19 protein-coding genes are annotated in these 16,027 nt (G+C 62.8%); 6 read left to right on the top strand and 13 right to left on the bottom strand.

All coding sequences use genetic code 11. From position 1 onward, the window contains the following. Positions 1-37 precede the first annotated feature (37 nt). Positions 38-1,450 (top strand): aspartate aminotransferase family protein, encoded by a 1,413-nt coding sequence (locus DLD99_RS19750; RefSeq protein WP_114884481.1) that lies wholly within the window; start codon positions 38-40, stop codon positions 1,448-1,450. 83 nt (positions 1,451-1,533) lie between these two features. Next, positions 1,534-1,758, top strand: coding sequence for an MbtH family protein (locus DLD99_RS19745; protein ID WP_011335246.1), 225 nt, complete (start codon positions 1,534-1,536; stop codon positions 1,756-1,758). A 71-nt stretch (positions 1,759-1,829) separates the two neighbouring features. Here DLD99_RS19745 and DLD99_RS19740 read toward each other — a convergent pair whose 3' ends face one another. The 10 genes from DLD99_RS19740 to DLD99_RS19695 all read right to left on the bottom strand — a co-directional run bounded on the left by DLD99_RS19740 (position 1,830) and on the right by DLD99_RS19695 (position 9,769). Then, a complete protein-coding gene (locus tag DLD99_RS19740) occupies positions 1,830-2,729 on the bottom strand; it encodes a metal ABC transporter substrate-binding protein (protein ID WP_114884480.1) in 900 nt (299 codons plus the stop codon). Continuing rightward, positions 2,730-3,629, bottom strand: a complete 900-nt coding sequence (locus tag DLD99_RS19735; protein WP_114884478.1) for a metal ABC transporter permease — start codon at positions 3,627-3,629, stop codon at positions 2,730-2,732. After that, positions 3,629-4,477, bottom strand: coding sequence for a metal ABC transporter ATP-binding protein (locus tag DLD99_RS19730; RefSeq protein WP_114884476.1), 849 nt, complete (start codon positions 4,475-4,477; stop codon positions 3,629-3,631). Before DLD99_RS19730 ends, DLD99_RS19735 begins: the two co-directional genes overlap by 1 nt. Beyond that, positions 4,474-5,403: a metal ABC transporter substrate-binding protein gene (locus tag DLD99_RS19725; protein WP_114884475.1), complete on the bottom strand. Its 930-nt coding sequence runs from the start codon at positions 5,401-5,403 to the stop codon at positions 4,474-4,476. The genes DLD99_RS19730 and DLD99_RS19725 overlap by 4 nt, the downstream gene beginning before the upstream one ends. A gap of 35 nt (positions 5,404-5,438) precedes the next feature. Continuing rightward, on the bottom strand, positions 5,439-6,005 hold the full coding sequence (locus DLD99_RS19720; RefSeq protein ID WP_114884473.1) for a DUF6162 family protein: 567 nt from the start codon (positions 6,003-6,005) through the stop codon (positions 5,439-5,441). Next, on the bottom strand, positions 6,002-6,310 hold the full coding sequence (locus DLD99_RS19715) for a hypothetical protein (protein WP_167443799.1): 309 nt from the start codon (positions 6,308-6,310) through the stop codon (positions 6,002-6,004). The genes DLD99_RS19720 and DLD99_RS19715 overlap by 4 nt, the downstream gene beginning before the upstream one ends. 20 nt (positions 6,311-6,330) lie before the next feature. Further along, the gene (locus DLD99_RS19710; protein ID WP_114884469.1) at positions 6,331-6,870 is read right to left on the bottom strand and encodes a thiamine pyrophosphate-binding protein; all 540 of its coding nucleotides are present in this window, start codon (positions 6,868-6,870) and stop codon (positions 6,331-6,333) included. After that, positions 6,867-8,069: a PepSY-associated TM helix domain-containing protein gene (locus DLD99_RS19705; RefSeq protein WP_114884467.1), complete on the bottom strand. Its 1,203-nt coding sequence runs from the start codon at positions 8,067-8,069 to the stop codon at positions 6,867-6,869. Before DLD99_RS19705 ends, DLD99_RS19710 begins: the two co-directional genes overlap by 4 nt. 223 nt (positions 8,070-8,292) lie before the next feature. After that, positions 8,293-9,168, bottom strand: coding sequence for an alpha/beta fold hydrolase (locus DLD99_RS19700; protein WP_114884465.1), 876 nt, complete (start codon positions 9,166-9,168; stop codon positions 8,293-8,295). 139 nt (positions 9,169-9,307) lie between these two features. Next, positions 9,308-9,769 carry a VOC family protein gene (locus DLD99_RS19695; protein ID WP_085710695.1) on the bottom strand — a complete coding sequence of 154 codons (462 nt, stop codon included), beginning with the start codon at positions 9,767-9,769 and terminating at the stop codon, positions 9,308-9,310. A gap of 259 nt (positions 9,770-10,028) precedes the next feature. Here DLD99_RS19695 and DLD99_RS19690 point away from each other — a divergent pair, with 259 nt between their 5' ends. The 3 genes from DLD99_RS19690 to DLD99_RS19680 all read left to right on the top strand — a co-directional run bounded on the left by DLD99_RS19690 (position 10,029) and on the right by DLD99_RS19680 (position 12,757). Then, positions 10,029-11,243: an SfnB family sulfur acquisition oxidoreductase gene (locus tag DLD99_RS19690; RefSeq protein ID WP_114884463.1), complete on the top strand. Its 1,215-nt coding sequence runs from the start codon at positions 10,029-10,031 to the stop codon at positions 11,241-11,243. A gap of 2 nt (positions 11,244-11,245) precedes the next feature. Further along, positions 11,246-11,911 (top strand): methionine ABC transporter permease, encoded by a 666-nt coding sequence (locus DLD99_RS19685; protein WP_114884461.1) that lies wholly within the window; start codon positions 11,246-11,248, stop codon positions 11,909-11,911. A 75-nt stretch (positions 11,912-11,986) separates the two neighbouring features. Further along, a complete protein-coding gene (locus DLD99_RS19680) occupies positions 11,987-12,757 on the top strand; it encodes a MetQ/NlpA family ABC transporter substrate-binding protein (RefSeq protein WP_039770347.1) in 771 nt (256 codons plus the stop codon). A 36-nt stretch (positions 12,758-12,793) separates the two neighbouring features. On the opposite strand, the gene soxR is transcribed toward DLD99_RS19680, so the two are convergent. Continuing rightward, positions 12,794-13,252 carry a redox-sensitive transcriptional activator SoxR gene (soxR, locus tag DLD99_RS19675; RefSeq protein ID WP_085710691.1) on the bottom strand — a complete coding sequence of 153 codons (459 nt, stop codon included), beginning with the start codon at positions 13,250-13,252 and terminating at the stop codon, positions 12,794-12,796. Between the two features lie 90 nt (positions 13,253-13,342). Between soxR and DLD99_RS19670 the strand changes: the two genes are divergently transcribed. Then, a complete protein-coding gene (locus DLD99_RS19670) occupies positions 13,343-13,708 on the top strand; it encodes an antibiotic biosynthesis monooxygenase (RefSeq protein WP_085710690.1) in 366 nt (121 codons plus the stop codon). Here DLD99_RS19670 and DLD99_RS19665 read toward each other — a convergent pair. Both DLD99_RS19665 and DLD99_RS19660 read right to left on the bottom strand, forming a co-directional pair. Then, positions 13,705-14,808, bottom strand: a complete 1,104-nt coding sequence (locus DLD99_RS19665; protein ID WP_085710689.1) for a sigma-54 interaction domain-containing protein — start codon at positions 14,806-14,808, stop codon at positions 13,705-13,707. The two genes, DLD99_RS19670 and DLD99_RS19665, sit on opposite strands and share 4 nt — an antisense overlap. A 23-nt stretch (positions 14,809-14,831) precedes the next feature. Beyond that, positions 14,832-16,019 carry an acyl-CoA dehydrogenase family protein gene (locus DLD99_RS19660; RefSeq protein WP_114884459.1) on the bottom strand — a complete coding sequence of 396 codons (1,188 nt, stop codon included), beginning with the start codon at positions 16,017-16,019 and terminating at the stop codon, positions 14,832-14,834. Positions 16,020-16,027: the final 8 nt, after the last annotated feature.

Below are 16,027 nucleotides of genomic sequence, written 5' to 3'. Positions count from 1 at the left end.
TTTGGTCACTATCCATAGCGAATTGAGGGGTCGAGAGATGTCAGTCGCCACCAGCCTTATCGAAGAGTCGTCGGCCCGGATCGCCTCCGCGCCGGCGGAAACGCTGTATCAGTTCAATGAATCGCCGTTGCTGGCCCGCCAGAGCCAGCAGGAATCCAATGCCCGCAGCTATCCGCGACGCATTCCCCTGGCGCTGAAGCGTGCCAAGGGTCTGTATGTCGAAGACGTTGAAGGCCGCACCTTCATCGATTGCCTGGCCGGTGCCGGCACCCTGGCGCTGGGGCACAACCACCCGGTGGTGATCGAGGCCATCCAGCAAGTGCTGGCCGATGAATTGCCGCTGCACACCCTCGACCTGACCACGCCGGTGAAGGATCAATTCGTTCAGGATCTGTTCGGGTTGCTGCCACCAGCATTGGCCAAGGAAGCGAAAATCCAGTTCTGCGGCCCGACCGGCACCGACGCGGTGGAAGCCGCGTTGAAACTGGTGCGTACCGCCACTGGCCGCAGCACCGTGCTGTCGTTCTCCGGCGGTTACCACGGCATGAGCCAGGGCGCGTTGAGCCTGATGGGCAGCCTGGGGCCGAAGAAGCCGTTGGGCGCGCTGCTCAGCAACGGCGTGCAGTTCATGCCGTTCCCTTATGACTACCGTTGCCCGTTCGGTCTCGGTGGCGCGGCGGGCGTGAAGGCCAACCTCAGTTACCTGGAAAACCTGCTCAATGACCCGGAGGCCGGTGTGCAATTGCCGGCGGCGGTGATCGTCGAGGCGGTGCAGGGCGAGGCCGGGGTGATCCCGGCGGACATCGAGTGGCTGCGCGGTCTGCGTCGTATCACCGAAAAGGCCGGCGTCGCGCTGATCGTCGATGAGATCCAGAGCGGCTTCGCCCGCACCGGCAAGATGTTCGCCTTCGAGCACGCCGGCATCATCCCGGACGTGGTGGTGCTGTCCAAGGCCATCGGCGGCAGCCTGCCGCTGGCGGTGGTGGTCTATCGCGACTGGCTCGACACCTGGCAGCCGGGCGCCCACGCCGGCACCTTCCGTGGCAATCAGATGGCGATGGCCGCCGGTTCTGCCGTGATGCGTTACCTGGTCGAAAACAAGGTCTGCGAACACGCCGCCGCCATGGGCGAACGCCTGAGCGAGCATCTGCATATTCTGCAGCGTGACTTCCCGCAACTGGGCGACATTCGCGGTCGTGGCCTGATGCTCGGTGTCGAGCTGGTGGATCCGGACGGTGCACCGGATGCACTGGGTCATCCACCGGCCTTCGCACGTCTGGCGCCGCTGGTGCAGCGTGAATGCCTCAAGCGCGGGCTGATTCTGGAGCTGGGCGGGCGTCATGGTGCGGTGGTGCGCTTCCTGCCGCCGCTGGTGATCACCGCCGCTGAAATCGACCGCGTCGCCGAGATCTTCGGCCGGGCGCTGAGCGCCGCGACTGCCGCCCTGTAAATTTTTCGCCGCGCCGAACGTTCCTTCTACATACCCGGCTGCACCCACCGTGCAGCCCACCCCTACAACGATGGAGACACAGCATGACGTCAGTATTCGACCGCGAGGACATCCTCTTTCAAGTCGTGGTCAACCACGAAGAGCAGTACTCGATCTGGCCGGATTACAAGGCCATCCCGGAAGGCTGGCGCACCGTGGGCAAGAGCGGCCTGAAGAAAGAATGCCTGGCCTACATCGAAGAAGTCTGGACCGACATGCGCCCGCTGAGCCTGCGCCAGAAGATGGAAGCGCAAGCGGCTGCACAGTAAGTCTTCTGCCAAAAAGAAACCCGCTGGACTGGAAACAGTCAGCGGGTTTTTTCATGTCCGGAGGTTCGGTGTTACGCGCCGCTCAAACCCTTGAGCAGCGCATCCACATTCCCTTCCAGCTCAGCCACCGGATCCGCCGCATCGGTGCTCAGCACCAGCAGCGGACTACCCGACTCGGCAATCGCCGCTTTCAGCGCGTCCGACGGCTGCCGATGGTGCAGCACCACCGCCACGTCGTTGTCCTTGAGCGTTGCAGTCAGTTTTTTCAGGTCTTCCGGCGTCCATTCGGCATCCGGCCTCGGATCCTGTCCGATCAACTCCAGATTCAGGCTGCCGATCAGATAGCCGAAGTGATCGCTCAGGCTGAGCACACTCAAATTGTCGGCACTGGCCAGACGCGCTTCGCTGTCGGCACTGAGTTTCAGCAGGCGCTGTTTCAGCGCCGCCAGGTTGGCCTCGATCTTCGGTTTGTCCTTCGGTGCCAGACGCACCAGGTCCGCCGCCATCACGTCGGCCATGCGTCCCATGTTATTGCTGGCCAGCCACGGTTGACTGTTCAGGCCATCGACCTTGAGCCCCGGCTGCACGGCAATGCCGGGCAGGGCGCCGTCCACCGGGCGGGCGGCATCGACTTCGACGATGCGGATGTTGCTGCGTCGGGCCATCGGGTACAGCGGGTCATCGGCCCACAGCGAGCGCACGCCGATCACTGCATCGGCGCCGCTGGCCAGTTTGTCCAGTGCCGGAGCGCCGCGCCCGGTGAAGTACGCGGACTGACGGCTGCCCGGCAGATTCGCCGGCGCCGCGCGTTCGAGGCTGATGTCGGTACCCTTGAGCAGCACTTCGCCCAAACCATAGGTGATCGGCAGCGAGGCCAGCACGCGCACGGGTTTTTCGGCGGCCAGCAATGGGCTGGAGACAGCGCCGCTGAGGGCGATGGCCAGGGCAAGATGTCGCAATGAAAAAGACATTTATCCAAGGTTCCCTTTCAGACTGGGGACGACGCCCCGGGCAATGGCAGCGAGGGCGAAGCCGATACCGGCAACGAGGATGATCGCGGCGCCGGACGGAATCGGCAGATCGAAGACGATGGGCGCGAGAATCCCGCACAGCGTGCTGACCGTGGCGATCAGCACCGAACACCAGAAAAAGCCCTTGAGCGACTGGCTGAGCAAGCGCGCGGCGGCCGCCGGAATCACCAGCAGGGCGCCGACCAGAATTGCGCCGATGACTTTTACCGCCGCGACGGTGATCAGCGTCACCAGAATCACGAAGAGATAATCCAGGGTCTTCACGGCGACGCCGCGCACAGCCGCCAATTGCGGGTTGAAACTCGCAAGCATGATGCGGTTGTACAGCGGCAACGCCAGCGCCATCACCAGCGAACCGACGATGGCCAGCACCGCCAGATCATTGCCGTTGACCGTCAGCACCGAACCGAACAGTACGTTTTCCAGAATGTGCACGTTGATCTTGCCCGCGAGGATCAGCAGCAGGCTGGCGCCCAGCGCCAGAGACACCGAGAGGAACACGCCGATCAACGTGTCGGGTGCCAGTCCTGTACGGTTGCGCAGGTAATTGAGCAGAATGCCGAACAGCAGGCAGTAGCCGAACAGGCTGCCGTACGGCCCGGTGTAGGGCTCGCCGAGCAGAATGCCGATGGCCACGCCGGTCAGTGCCGCATGACCCACCGCCTCGGAGAAGAACGCGAAACGCTTGACCACCACCAGCGTGCCGAGGCCACCCAGCACCGGGCCGATCAGCAAACCGGCAAGCAGCGCATTGACCACGAAACCATAGGCCAGCGCTTCCGGCAGGTAACCGGACGACGCCCAGCCCTGAACCATCAAACGAAAGGCTTCGTAACTCATCAGGCAGCGCTCCGTGGATGGGTCGAGAACAGGGTCAGCAGACGTTCCGGGGTCAGGGCCTGTTGCGGCGTGGCGTCGAACAGCACCCGGCGGTTGAGGCCTGTGACGCGGTTGGCCAGACGCCCGACGGCTTCCAGATCGTGTTCGATCCACAGCACGGTGATGCCCGCCGCGCGCCAGTCGCCGAGCAGGCGTTCGAACACCTGGATTCCGGCTTCGTCGAGGGCCGACATCGGCTCATCCAGCACCAACAGTTGCGGGGCGGGGATCAGGCCTTGGGCGAGCAGCACTCGCTGACGTTCACCACCGGACAGCGCGCCCATCCGGCGCTTGCGCTTGTCCTGCATGCCGACTCGCTCCAGCGCATCACCGATGGCGCCCGCATAGCGTTTGCTCAGGCCGAGAAACGCCGGGCGGCGCTGGCACATGGCGGCCATGAAGTCGTCGACGGTCATCGGCAGGCCTCGGTCGAATTCCAGCGCCTGCGGCACATAGCCGATGGTGCCGGGCTCGCCGGGCCATTGCAGGCTGAGCCGGCCCTGATGGGGCATCTGCCCGAGCAGGGTCTTGATCAACGAACTCTTGCCGCCGCCGTTGGGGCCGACCAGCGCATGCACGTGGCCGGGCTGCACCTGGAAGCTGACCTTGTCCAGAATCGTGGTGCGCCCGAGTGTCAGGCTGACCTCAGAAAAATCCAAAGTCGGGCCTGATACGTGTGAGAGCGAGGTTGCTCGCGAATGCGGTGTGTCATCCGGCAATGATGCTGGCTGTCCGGACGCCTTCGCGGGCAAGCCCGCTCCCACAGGGTGCTCGATATCCCGGGCGATATGGTTTTCTTTAGAAGTCATGCGCCGGACTCCTGAATCGCCCGAACCACGGTGTTGAGGTTGCCGGTCATTTCCTTTTCGTACTTGTCGGCGGTGTATTCGCCATAGGAAATGTGCGACAGCGGGTACAGCTTCACACCGGATTCGCGCTGGATGGTCTCGACGTAGGTGGAGGGGAAATCCATCTCGGAGAAGATCACTTTCACGTCCAGTTCCCGCAGTTGATCGATGGTTTTCTTCAATTGGCTCGGGCTCGGCTCGATGCCGTGGGCCGGCTCGACCACCGCCGTCACTTCCAGGCCAAATTCGCGCAGCAGGTAGTCGTAAGCCGCGTGAACGGTGGCAACCCGCAGTTCGGCGTTCGGTGCCTGGGTCAGCTTGGCCAGGGCGTCGGCGCGCATCTGCCGCAGGCGTTTGCCGTAGGCGCGGGCGTTCTGGGTGTAGGTCCTGGCGTTGTCCGGATCGAGCTTGCCCAGCTCCCGGGCGATGTTGTTGACCTGGGCAATCGAGGCACTGATCGACAGGAAGGTGTGCGGGTTCACCACTTTGCCGGCACCGCGCGCGGCGACTCCGGTGGCGGCCAGCAGCGGCACGTTCTCGTTGGCTTCGATGGTCTTGATGTCCGGCGTTTCGCTGGCGGCGATCATGCGGTCGGCGAAGTCGTCATGGCCGACGCCGTTGAGCACGATCACGTCCAGCCCGCTGATGCGTTTGATGTCTTCGGCGCGCGGCTCGTAGGCGTGCGGATTGAAGCCGGCAGGAATCAGCGGCACGACGTCGGCCTTGTCGCCGACGATGTTCGCCACATAGCTGTAATAAGGGTGCAGGGTGATGCCGATGCGCAGGCGTTTGGCCGGATCGGCGCTGGCCAGCGGGCTCAGCAGGCAGGCGCACAGGCCGATCAGCAGCAGGCGCAGGAAGGGGCGGCGTTGAGATGAACTAGGCATGGGCAAGCGGTCTTCTCTCGAATGAAGGCGAGGGTTCAATGACGATGTTCGCGGGTCACCCCGGCATCGAATTGCGCGACGATCTGTTTCCATCCGGCAGCGGTCAGTGCCGCGTCGGACAGGTCTGTCGGCGCTTGCACATCGGTGGCGCGGTTGAGCCAGATGTCCGGCGCGGCGTCGTTCAGGCGCATCAGAAACGAACCGGCCACGGCCGGTGCCTGGCTATGGCCGAAGTAGGCGGAATTGGCCAGCAATTGCCAGGCATGGCCGCCGCGGCTGATCGAGCTGGCGTCCTGGGCGAACGGCGCGAAACCTTCATCCGCAAGGTTCTGCGGGGTTGGCAGCGCTTGCTGTTCCTCGCGCAACAGGTGGATTTCGTCGAGAGTCACCCGCAGGTCGGCGTAGATGCCTTGCTCGCTGGCGCCGAGGTCGCGGCGGGCGTCGAGTTGATGGCCGGAAACTGGCTCCGGTTCGTAGGAAACACCGCGCCATGCCACCACGGAGCCGGCGACCGCGAGGATCAGCAGACACATCAGCAGCACATTGAGGGTTTCATGGCCGGCGCCGGCAGGGCGCACGATTTGAGTGGTCGGCGTGGTCATGGGGCTTCGATATCCGCTTGGTCGATTTCGACCACATGGCCGGGGCCGGCGTCGAACAGCACGTAGAACTCGGCGCCGGGTTTCTTGAAGGTCAGGGTCGAATCGGCGCCGAGCTTGCCTGGCACCAGGATGGTTTCGTCGTAGCCGATCACATCGAGGGTCACCCCCGGCGCGCCGCTGCCGTCGGAGAAACCACCGGTGCATTTGATCTGCTCGGCATCGATGGCCTTGCACTCGCACATCGGGTTGTGGGCCAGGGCGCTGGCGCTGACACCGGCGCACAGTGCCAGCAAGGCAGCGTTCATGATCGGGTGAAAAGGGCGACTCATGGTTTGGCTCCTTGTTTGTTCAGCCAGGCAAGGGTGGCGGGTGAGGCCTGACTCAGCGGAATCGAGGCTTGGTGCATGCTGCCGTCCCAGCCTTCCATGGTGATCCACAGCTCGGCGTCGGCGGCGGTCTTTTCCGGCACTGGCAACTGGGTGCCCATGCGATACGGCGTGCCGAAGAAAATCACGCCGGCAGCCCGCAGGCTGCGGGGTTTGCCGATGCGCAGGTAGGTCGCCTTGACGTGACCGATGCAGGCGTCGCAAAGGGCGGCGCTGAAGTCCTTCATGTAACCGGCAGGGCCGGTCAGGATCGGCGCCTGATTGCGCAGCTCCGCCAGGCGCAGGCTCCAGGGACCGACCTGGATTTCGCCGATCTCCCGTTCGCCCAGTCCACTGTCGCCACGAAACAGCGAAGCATCGGCAAAGTACTTGGGCATGAATCCGAGCGGGATCAGCAACAGCAGGACATTGAGGTGGAATCGCCATTTGTGCCAGAACCGGCTCAGGCGCGAAGTTGATATTGCTTTGCTCTGGCTCACGGGCTCACCTCCGAAGGTTCCTGTCGGGAAGTCGAGCGTTGTATCGCCTTGCGGTTTCTCTTGTCTTCGCGCTTGAGCGCGTTGAGCGTGGCCAGTGCGGTGCGTTTGGTCCAGATCAGCAGACCGCTGAGGACCATCATGCTCAGCAGCAGACCAAAGAAGAACCAGACCAGTTTGATCCATATCCCGCCGAAATCGCCGGTGTGCAACGGACGCATGGATTCGGTGACGAACTCTACGGCCGACCGGTCGGACAGCAGGCGTGAGGCGGCAATCTCACCGTTGTAAGGATTGAGCGTGGCGGTCTGGAACATCAGCGGATACCAGCCGCGACCACCGACACTCATGTGGCTGTAGGCGTTGCCGGGCAGGCTGACGAAACTGGCTTCCAGCCCCGGGATTTTTGTCTGGGCGATCTCGATGGCCGAATCCAGGCTGATCTTTGGCGGGGGCGTGCCGTCGGCGGAGATCGGCACACTTTCACGGGACATGGCCGGAATGATCGGCTCGCTGGAAATCGAAATCTGAAAATCGAACAGCAGGGCGCGGATCAGAAACCAGACCCCGGTGATGGAAATCACCGCGATGAACCAGATCGACCAGATACCGCTCAGGCGATGGAAGTCGCCCCAGAAGATTCGTGCGCCGTGGTTGAAGCGCAGGGTCGGACGGAAAAAGCCCTTCCAGAAGCGCTTGTACACCACCAGCCCGGTCACCAGCGACGCCAGCATCGGCAGCCCGAGGAACGACACCAGATACCAGCCCCAGCTGAAACCGTTGGTGAACGGCACCAGCCACCAGCCGTGCAATGCGCGGGTGAAGGCCTTGAAGTCAAAGGTCGGCGCGGTGCCCTGGATGACCCCGGTGTACGGATTGACGTAGACCGTCAGCGAGCGGCCGTCGGGGTAGCTGACCTCGACGTCGAGGGCAAAGTGCGACTCGTCAGGCCGGCTGATGCTTTGCACCAGCGTCTGCGGTTCGGCTTTTTTGATTTCGGCGAGGATCTGGTCGTAACTCAGGCGCGGTGCGTCGTCCGAAGGAGCGCTGGCGCGCATCTGCGGGTTGGCCAGCCAGACGATTTCCTGGCTGACCACCGCCAGGGTGCCGGTGACGCAGACAATCAGAACAAAAAACCAGATCGGCAACGCCAACCAGCTGTGTACGAGGAACCACAGTTTCGAGCGGGATTTCTTCGACATGATGACGGGTCTTGATTCAGTGAGGGGGCTCGGTGCTACGGGCTTCGCAGCGCGGGAGTCCCTGAAGGGCCGGTCGTGGCTTTTGCCTACGCGACTGGCCCGCATCTCTATAAGACGGATGACTGAAGCAAATCCCGATGAAGGATATGAAAGTAAATGTTTCGCGACTGCAATCTCACCACGACGCCTTTTGGAATCGTGGTGAGCGGATGGGCGGGATGGTTCAGCGCAGGAACGGCAGTGCCTCGGCGAGCAACAGCTCAGGCACTTCTTCAGCGAGGTAATGCCCGGCGGGCAAGGACTTGCCGCGCACATCGGTGGCCACCTGCTGCCATTCCCTGAGTGGATCGAAGCAACGACCGACCGTGCCCTCGGCGCCCCACAGCACCAGCAGCGGCAGGCTCAGATGATGGTCAGCCGCGAGATCGACACGGTCGTGTTCCAGATCGATATCGGCACTGGCCCGGTAGTCCTCGCAGATCCCACGGGCGCTGCCGGGCAGGCTCAGGCATCGCAGGTATTCGGCGAACGCTTCATCAGTGAACGGCTTGAGCCCGGCGCTGCGGCTGCCCATGACGCTGCGCAGGTAGGCTTCGGGATCGGCCTCGATCAGGGTTTCCGGCAACGGCGCCGGGCGGATCAGGAAAAACCAGTGCCAGTAGGCCCGGGCGAAGGCTTCGTTGGTCTGGCTGTACATCGCCAGGGTCGGCGCGATGTCCAGCAGCACCATGCGTTGCACGGCGTCAGGATGATCGAGAGCCAAGCGATGGGCGACCCGGGCGCCACGGTCGTGGGCGAGGATCGAAAATTGCGTAAAACCCAGCGCCTTCATCAGTTCCACGCCGTCGCGGGCCATTTCCCGCTTGGAATAGTGGGCGTGCCGCTCATCGGCGGGTGGTCGGCTGCTGTCGCCGTAACCGCGCAGGTCGGCGGCAACCACGGTGAAATGCGCTGCCAGTTGCTCGGCGACCTTGTGCCAGATGACGTGGGTCTGCGGGTGCCCGTGCAACAGCAGCAGGCCCGGGCCGCTGCCGCCGAGGCGATAAGTGATGTCCACGCCATTGACGTGGCGCTGGTCTTTGACGAATCCGGCAAACATCGGGGAGATCCTTTATTCAGGCGGTTGACCTGCATCCTGAAATCGCCGGGCGTTCATGACAAGGCGTGAAACGTGGTTAGACGGTTCATGAATCGTGTTCACCCATCCCCGCGCGCGGCGCGGGAATGGCGAATCGTGGTTACTGAGCCTGCTGAAACATTTCCTTCGCCCGCTGTTCGATCTGCTCCTGGGTCAGGTCTTCCTTGCGCGTGGCCAGGAACCACAGATGCCCGTAGGGATCCTTCAACGTACCGCTGCGATCGCCGTAGAACTGATCCTTGACCTCGGACACTGCCTTCGCCCCGGCATCCAGTGCACGCTGGAACGATTTGTCGACATCGGTCACATACAGATGCAAACCGACGGACACGGCGCTGTCCGGATTGCTCAATGGCCCCTGGTCGCACGGTGTGCCCAGCATGATCGCGCTGTCGCCGATGCGCAGTTCGCAGTGGCCGACGCGACCGTCAGGCATGCTCAGGCGCATGACTTCGGTGGCACCGAACGCCTTTTTATAGAAATCGATGGCCTCGGCGGCCTTATGGATGCCGAGATACGGGGTCACACTGTGGTACCCCTCCGGGATGGGTTGGACGCTCATGGCGGTACTCCCTTTTTTTATGAGTGACTGAAGGTTTGCCTTCGCCGGGGTTGCCGGTCGCTCAACTATAGATCCGTCGCGCAGCCATGAACGAGTAGCCGACGAGCAGTGTTCAGCCATCGACAGTGAAGCAACAGAATGCGCGGGTTTTTATCGCCAGGATCTGTTGATAGCCGTTGAAAGCCGCGTCAGACAAGGGCTGCCAGTCAGGCACAGAAGCTGCAATGACCCGGTACAACACCGATACCGAGAGTCATCCATGTCTGAATCTGCCGTTTATCCGATCAACCCGCCGGCCGCCCATCGGATCGCCGACGACGCCGAAGCCTTGCGCGTGGCCGCGCAGGTCGCCGCCGTTTTGCAGGAGCACGCCGCCGAGCGTGACCGCCACCGTGAAGTGCCCGCCGAAATCGTCGATCTGTATTCCAACAGTGGCCTGTGGGGCATCACCGTGCCGAAGGAGTACGGCGGCGCGCAGGTGTCCTGTGCGGTGCTGGCGCAGGTGATCGCGATCATTTCCGCTGCCGATCCGTCCCTCGGGCAGATCCCGCAGAACCACTACTGCCTGCTCGAGGATATTCGCCTGCAAGGCACGCCGGCGCAGCAGGCGCACTTCTTTGAGCTGGTGCTGCAAGGTCATCGCTTCGCCAATGCGCTGTCGGAAACCGGCGGCAAGAATGTGCAGGACATCCAGACCACGATCCGACGTTATGGCGACGGTTACGTGATCAACGGCCGCAAGGGTTACTGCACCGGTTCGCTGTACGCCCATTGGCTGGCGGTGCTGGCGCTGGATGAGGAACAGAAGGGCCAGTTGGCCTTCGTCGAGCGCGGCACAAGAGGGCTGGTGATCGTCGACGACTGGGACAGCATCGGCCAGCGCACCACGTCCAGCGGCACCGTGCTGGCGGAAGACTTGCAGGTGGCGCCGTTCAATCTGTTCCCGACGTATCGCTCGTACGAAAGCCCGACCCTGGCCGGGCCGTTCGCCCAGTTGACCACTGCCGCCATCGACGCCGGCATTGCCCGGGCGGCGCTGCGGGACACGGTTGAGTTCGTCCGTCAGTTTGCCCGGCCATGGATCGATGCGGGTGTGGACAAGGCCAGCGAAGATCCGCTGACGATCATTCAGATCGGCGCGCTGGAAATCCGTCTGGAAGCCGCCGAAGCCTTGCTCGAACGCGCCGGTTGGGCGCTCGACGCAGCGCGTCCGGCACCGGATGAAGACAACGTCGCGCTGGCGTCCCTTGCCGTGGCCAAGGCCAAAGTGCTGACCACCGAAATCGCCATCGAAGCCAGCAACAAGTTGTTCGAACTCGGTGGCACCCGTTCGACCCTGAAGAAGCACAACTTCGACCGCCACTGGCGCAACGCCCGGGTCCACACCCTGCATGACCCGGTGCGCTGGAAATACCACGTGGTCGGCAACTGGCTGCTCAACGGCGTCAAACCACCGCGTCACGACTGGTCCTGATCATGGCCGAGTGGTTCAAACACATTTACTGGGCCGACATTGCCCAGGCCTGTCTCGACACCCTGAGCATGCTCGGCGCGGCGCTGCTGTTCACGGTGTTGCTCGGCTTGCCGCTGGGGCTGCTGCTGTTTCTCACCGGCAAGCGCCAGTTGCATGAAACGGTCGGCGTGTACCGGGTGCTGTCGGTGATCGTGAACATGCTGCGTTCGCTGCCGTTCATCATTTTGCTGATCGTGCTGATTCCGCTGACCACGTTGCTGGTGGGCACCTCGCTGGGCGTGCCAGGGACCATTCCGCCGCTGGTGGTCGGTTGCACACCGTTCTTTGCGCGGCTGGTGGAAACCGCGCTGCGCGAAGTGGATCGCGGCGTGGTCGAGGCGACCCAGGCGATGGGCGCCAACACCTGGCAGATCATTCGCCACACCCTGTTACCGGAAGCCCGCGGCGGGTTGCTGGCGGCGGTGACAGTGACTGCCATCGTGCTGGTGGATTACACAGCCATGGCTGGCGTGATCGGTGGCGGCGGGCTCGGCGATCTGGCGATCCGCTTCGGCTATCAACGGTTTCAGACCGACGTGATGGTGGTCACCGTGGTGTTGCTGCTGATTCTGGTGCAGGCCCTGCAAATGACCGGCGACCGACTGGTGGCGCACTACAGCCGCCGCTGAAGAAAAAACAGTTCATCCCATAAAGGCCCCACGTCCACCCCACGACGGCCACTCAAATCTGCCTTGGAGCAAACCATGAAAAAGACCCTGGCCGTTCTGGCTGCCGTGCTGTCGTTCGGCGCTCACGCCAACGAAAAACTGATCGTCGGTGCCACCCCGGTGCCGCACGCGGAAATCCTCGAATTCGTCAAGCCGACCCTGGCCAAGGAAGGCGTGGACCTGGACATCAAGGTCTTCACCGACTTCATCCAGCCCAACCAGCAACTGGCGCTGAAAAACCTCGACGCCAACTACTACCAGTACCGGCCGTTTCTCGATGACTTCAACAAGACCCGCCACACCGATCTGGTGCCGGTGGTCGGCGTGCACATCGAGCCGTTTGGTGCTTACTCGACCAAGATCAAAAACATCTCCGAGCTGAAGGACGGCGCCAGTGTGTCGATCCCCAACGACCCGGTGAACACCGGTCGCGCGTTGGTGCTGTTGCATGAGGCGGGGCTGATCAAACTCAAGGATCCGAGCAACACCCTGGCCACCCAGCGCGACATCGTCGAAAACCCCAAGCATCTGAAAATTCGTGAACTGGAAGGCGCGTTGCTGGCCCGTTCCGTCAGCCAGGTGGATCTGGCATTCGTATTCGCCAACTACGCGCTGGAAGCCGGGATCGACACCAACAGCGCGCTGATCGTCGAGAAGGGCAAGAGCCTGTACATCGAGTTTCTGGTCGCACGTCCCGACAACATCAACGATCCGGGACTGCAGAAACTGGCCAAGGCGTTGAACTCCGATGAAGTGCGCCAGTTCATCCTGACCCGCTACAAAGGGCAGATTGCACCGGGCTTCTGATTGTTCGATTTGACGGTTCCCATGCCGTGGGGGCCGTCAATCCGGGACATCGAGAAAGTGTGCTCCCGGCCCTTGTTCGCCCAGCACATCGCCCTGATTGCGCAGCGGACAGGCTTCCATCGACAGACAGCCGCAGCCGATGCAACCAGTCAGCCGATCCCGCAGCAGCATCAACTGATTGATGCGTTCATCCAGCTCCCGCCGCCACTGTTCCGACAACACTTTCCAGTCAGCTGCTGTCGGCGCGCGGTTGTCCGGCAGCTGTTTCAACGCCTCGCCGATTTCTGCCAAGGGTATGCCCAGCCGTTGCGCCACCTTGATCAACGCCACTCGCCGCAACACTTCCCGTGGATAACGCCGCTGGTTGCCGGCATTGCGCTGGCTTTTGATCAAACCTTTGGATTCATAGAAATGCAGGGCGGTGACGGCGACACCACTGCGGGCCGCGACTTCGCCGACGGTGAGTTGCCTGTGCAAATTTTCCGCTGTGACCATTTGAAAATTGCCCCTTGACCTCTAGTTAACTCGAGGTTTTACCCTGCAGGCCTTCGAATCGCAAGATTCGCCTGACCGAGTGGGGGCGTTATGCAAGTCACAGCGAAAAACCGCAGTTTCACCCAATTGATCGAATTTGAAATCGAACCCGGCCAGCAACCGGCGCTGGTCTCGGCGCTGACTGTGCAGACCGAGCGTCTGGCCCAGCGTTACGCCGGTTTCGTCAGCGCCAGCGTTCAGGCCAGCGATGATGGCCGGCGGGTGTTGGGTTTCCTGCAATGGCAATCCCGCGAGGCGGGGGAGGCGGCGTTCCAGAGTTTCGAAACCGGTGAGCAGGATTTCTGGCAGTTGATCCGCACCCATCAGGCGCGAACCGTGACCTTCGGTTCATTCCAGGTGCTGAGCAGCATCGCCCGCAGTCACGACGATGGTTTGCACTGCCAACTGGTGGGCTAGATCGACAACTGGATCAGGCGCTCGCCTTGCAGGTTTTCCGTGGGCCGTCGCTTGTTCACCGCCAGTTCGCCGATCTTGATCAGCCGCGTGCGGGTCACATTGCGGCTGAGGCCGAGCAGCGCGGCAGTGTGCACCTGGTTGTAGTGGCAGAAGCGATAGGCCGAACGCAGCAACGCGTCCTCGACCTTTTCATGCAGCGCGCCGGCCTGTTGTTCGAAGAGTTTCTGGAAGGCGCGTTCGAGCAGTGCTTCCGGTGAATCGTCGACGCTGCCGTGCTGATCGTCCGGACGGTCGATGCGCAGGTTCGACAGGCGCAGGTCGTCGCGCTCGATCACGCCGTTTCGGCAGATCAGCAGCGTGTGATGGATGACGTTTTCCAGTTCGCGGATGTTGCCCGGCCAGCTGTAGCCGCGCAGCTTGTGCTCGGCGCCGGGGCTGATGGTGATGCGTCCGTAACCCAGGCGCTGACTGTAGGCCTCGATGAAATGCCGGGTCAGCGGCAGGATGTCGCCGGGCCGTTCGCGCAACGGGCTCAGTTCCAGATTGACCACGTTCAGCCGGTAATACAGATCCTCGCGGAAATGCCCGGCGTTGATGGCTTTCTCCAGTTGCACGTTGGTCGCCGCCAGCACCCGCACATCGATGGGAATGCTCTTGCGCGAACCCAGGCGCACCACTTCGCGCTCCTGCAACACGCGCAGCAATTTGACCTGGATCGCCATCGGCAAATCGCCGATCTCATCGAGGAACAAAGTGCCGCCATCCGCCTCTTCGAACCACCCGGCCTTGGCACTGAGGGCGCCGGTGAAGGCGCCTTTTTCGTGGCCGAACAATTCGGCTTCCACCAGCGATTCGGAAAACGCCCCGCAGTTCACCGCAATGAATGGCCGGTTGCGCCGGTTGCTGAGGTTGTGGATGTGCCGCGCCACCAGCTCCTTGCCGGTGCCGGTTTCGCCGATGATCAGCACGCTGGCTTCGCTCGGCGCGACTTGTTGCAGATGCGCGAGCAAGGCCTGGGATTTCGGGTCTTCGAACACCTGGGCAGTGGCGCGAATCGAAGTGGCCAGGGCGGGTGAGGGCGGCAGGGTCAGCAGTTGCATGGGTCTCGCTCCACGAAAGGAAATCAGGAATAGAACGTCGGCACCGGCAGGGACTGGTTCAGCGCCCAGTCGCCCAGCTCATGGAGTTTGTAATCCAGCGGGTCGTGCAGGGTTTGCGTGCGCAGGTTGCGCCAGTGTCGGTCGAGGCGCAGTGATGCGTGGGTCGAACGGGCGCCGGTGACTTCGAACAATCGGCTGCAAATCTCCAGGCCTTGGCGGCTGGCGGCGACCTTGGCCGTGGCAATCGCCGTGGCCAGGTGACCACGCTCTTCGGCACTCAGGTTCGGACCTTTGGACCACGCTTCGTCGAGCATCGCAGCGGCGCGCTCCACCAGCAGACGGATGCCTTCGAGAGCGACCCAGAACTCGCCGTAATGGGCCAGCACATACGGGTCTTCGCGCACCTCGCGCACCGAGGATTTGTGCCAGACCCGGGTTTCGCTGAGGGTGTATTGCCGCGCCTCTTCGAAGGCCCCTTCGGCGATGCCGAGGAACATGTGGGTGAACGTCAGTTGCGCGATCAATGGGCGCAGACAGGCGAACGGGGTACTCAACGGACCCGGATCCAGCAGCAGTTCCGATTCCTCGACCCGCACCCGTTCGAACGTGGCGCTTCCGCTGTCGGTCTGGCGCTGGCCGATGTTGTTCCAGTCGTTGTGCAAAGTGATGCCGCTGCGCCCGCTGGGGATCGCCGCGATCAGCAGTTTGCCGCCGTTGCTTTCGTCCACCGCCGAGGCGATCAGCATCTGCGAATCGCTGGCGCCGGAGCAGAAGCTTTTCTTGCCGGAAAACTCGCGCCAGCCGCCCAGGTCCTTGACCACGGTGCGGGTGTCCAGCGGATTGAGCGCGTTGCCCCAGAACCAGTTCTGTCGCGCGGTCTGTTCGAACCACGGTTGCCATTGTTCCGGGCGGGAAAACAGCCGCACGGTAGCCAGCATCAAATGATGAAAACCGAAGACGTGGGCGATCGAGCTGTCGACTTTGGCGAACTCGCGCACGACTTCCAGTGTTTCGCTCCAGCGTGCACCGAGGCCGCCGTAACGGGTGGGAATGCTCAGGGCCAGCAGTCCGCTGTCGCGCAGGGCATCGCGTTCGGCTTTCGGCGTGCCGCCGCGTTCGTCGCGCTCGACGGCGGTCAGGGCGAACTCGGAGGCCAGTTGGCGGGCGGTCTGCAAGGGGGAGAGCAGGGTGCTTTGCGGTTTGGCAGTCACTCGGTCTT

The sequence above is a fragment of the Pseudomonas kribbensis genome, assembly GCF_003352185.1.
Taxonomy (GTDB): Bacteria; Pseudomonadota; Gammaproteobacteria; order Pseudomonadales; family Pseudomonadaceae; genus Aquipseudomonas; species Aquipseudomonas kribbensis.
Note: the sequence above shows the minus strand (reverse complement) of the source record. Positions and strands in the feature narration are given on the sequence as shown.

Bases quoted from the DNA above. Each gene is read 5' to 3' on its own strand.
- DLD99_RS19685 (WP_114884461.1), top strand. From the start codon at position 11,246: ATGGCCGAGTGGTTCAAACACATTTACTGGGCCGACATTGCCCAGGCC.
- DLD99_RS19665 (WP_085710689.1), bottom strand. From the start codon at position 14,808: ATGCAACTGCTGACCCTGCCGCCCTCACCCGCCCTGGCCACTTCGATT.
- DLD99_RS19730 (WP_114884476.1), bottom strand. From the start codon at position 4,477: ATGACTTCTAAAGAAAACCATATCGCCCGGGATATCGAGCACCCTGTG.
- DLD99_RS19715 (WP_167443799.1), bottom strand. From the start codon at position 6,310: ATGAACGCTGCCTTGCTGGCACTGTGCGCCGGTGTCAGCGCCAGCGCC.
- DLD99_RS19705 (WP_114884467.1), bottom strand. From the start codon at position 8,069: ATGTCGAAGAAATCCCGCTCGAAACTGTGGTTCCTCGTACACAGCTGG.
- DLD99_RS19745 (WP_011335246.1), top strand. From the start codon at position 1,534: ATGACGTCAGTATTCGACCGCGAGGACATCCTCTTTCAAGTCGTGGTC.
- DLD99_RS19725 (WP_114884475.1), bottom strand. From the start codon at position 5,403: ATGCCTAGTTCATCTCAACGCCGCCCCTTCCTGCGCCTGCTGCTGATC.
- DLD99_RS19720 (WP_114884473.1), bottom strand. From the start codon at position 6,005: ATGACCACGCCGACCACTCAAATCGTGCGCCCTGCCGGCGCCGGCCAT.
- DLD99_RS19740 (WP_114884480.1), bottom strand. From the start codon at position 2,729: ATGTCTTTTTCATTGCGACATCTTGCCCTGGCCATCGCCCTCAGCGGC.
- DLD99_RS19700 (WP_114884465.1), bottom strand. From the start codon at position 9,168: ATGTTTGCCGGATTCGTCAAAGACCAGCGCCACGTCAATGGCGTGGAC.
- DLD99_RS19735 (WP_114884478.1), bottom strand. From the start codon at position 3,629: ATGAGTTACGAAGCCTTTCGTTTGATGGTTCAGGGCTGGGCGTCGTCC.
- DLD99_RS19680 (WP_039770347.1), top strand. From the start codon at position 11,987: ATGAAAAAGACCCTGGCCGTTCTGGCTGCCGTGCTGTCGTTCGGCGCT.
- soxR (WP_085710691.1), bottom strand. From the start codon at position 13,252: ATGGTCACAGCGGAAAATTTGCACAGGCAACTCACCGTCGGCGAAGTC.
- DLD99_RS19690 (WP_114884463.1), top strand. From the start codon at position 10,029: ATGTCTGAATCTGCCGTTTATCCGATCAACCCGCCGGCCGCCCATCGG.
- DLD99_RS19750 (WP_114884481.1), top strand. From the start codon at position 38: ATGTCAGTCGCCACCAGCCTTATCGAAGAGTCGTCGGCCCGGATCGCC.
- DLD99_RS19695 (WP_085710695.1), bottom strand. From the start codon at position 9,769: ATGAGCGTCCAACCCATCCCGGAGGGGTACCACAGTGTGACCCCGTAT.
- DLD99_RS19670 (WP_085710690.1), top strand. From the start codon at position 13,343: ATGCAAGTCACAGCGAAAAACCGCAGTTTCACCCAATTGATCGAATTT.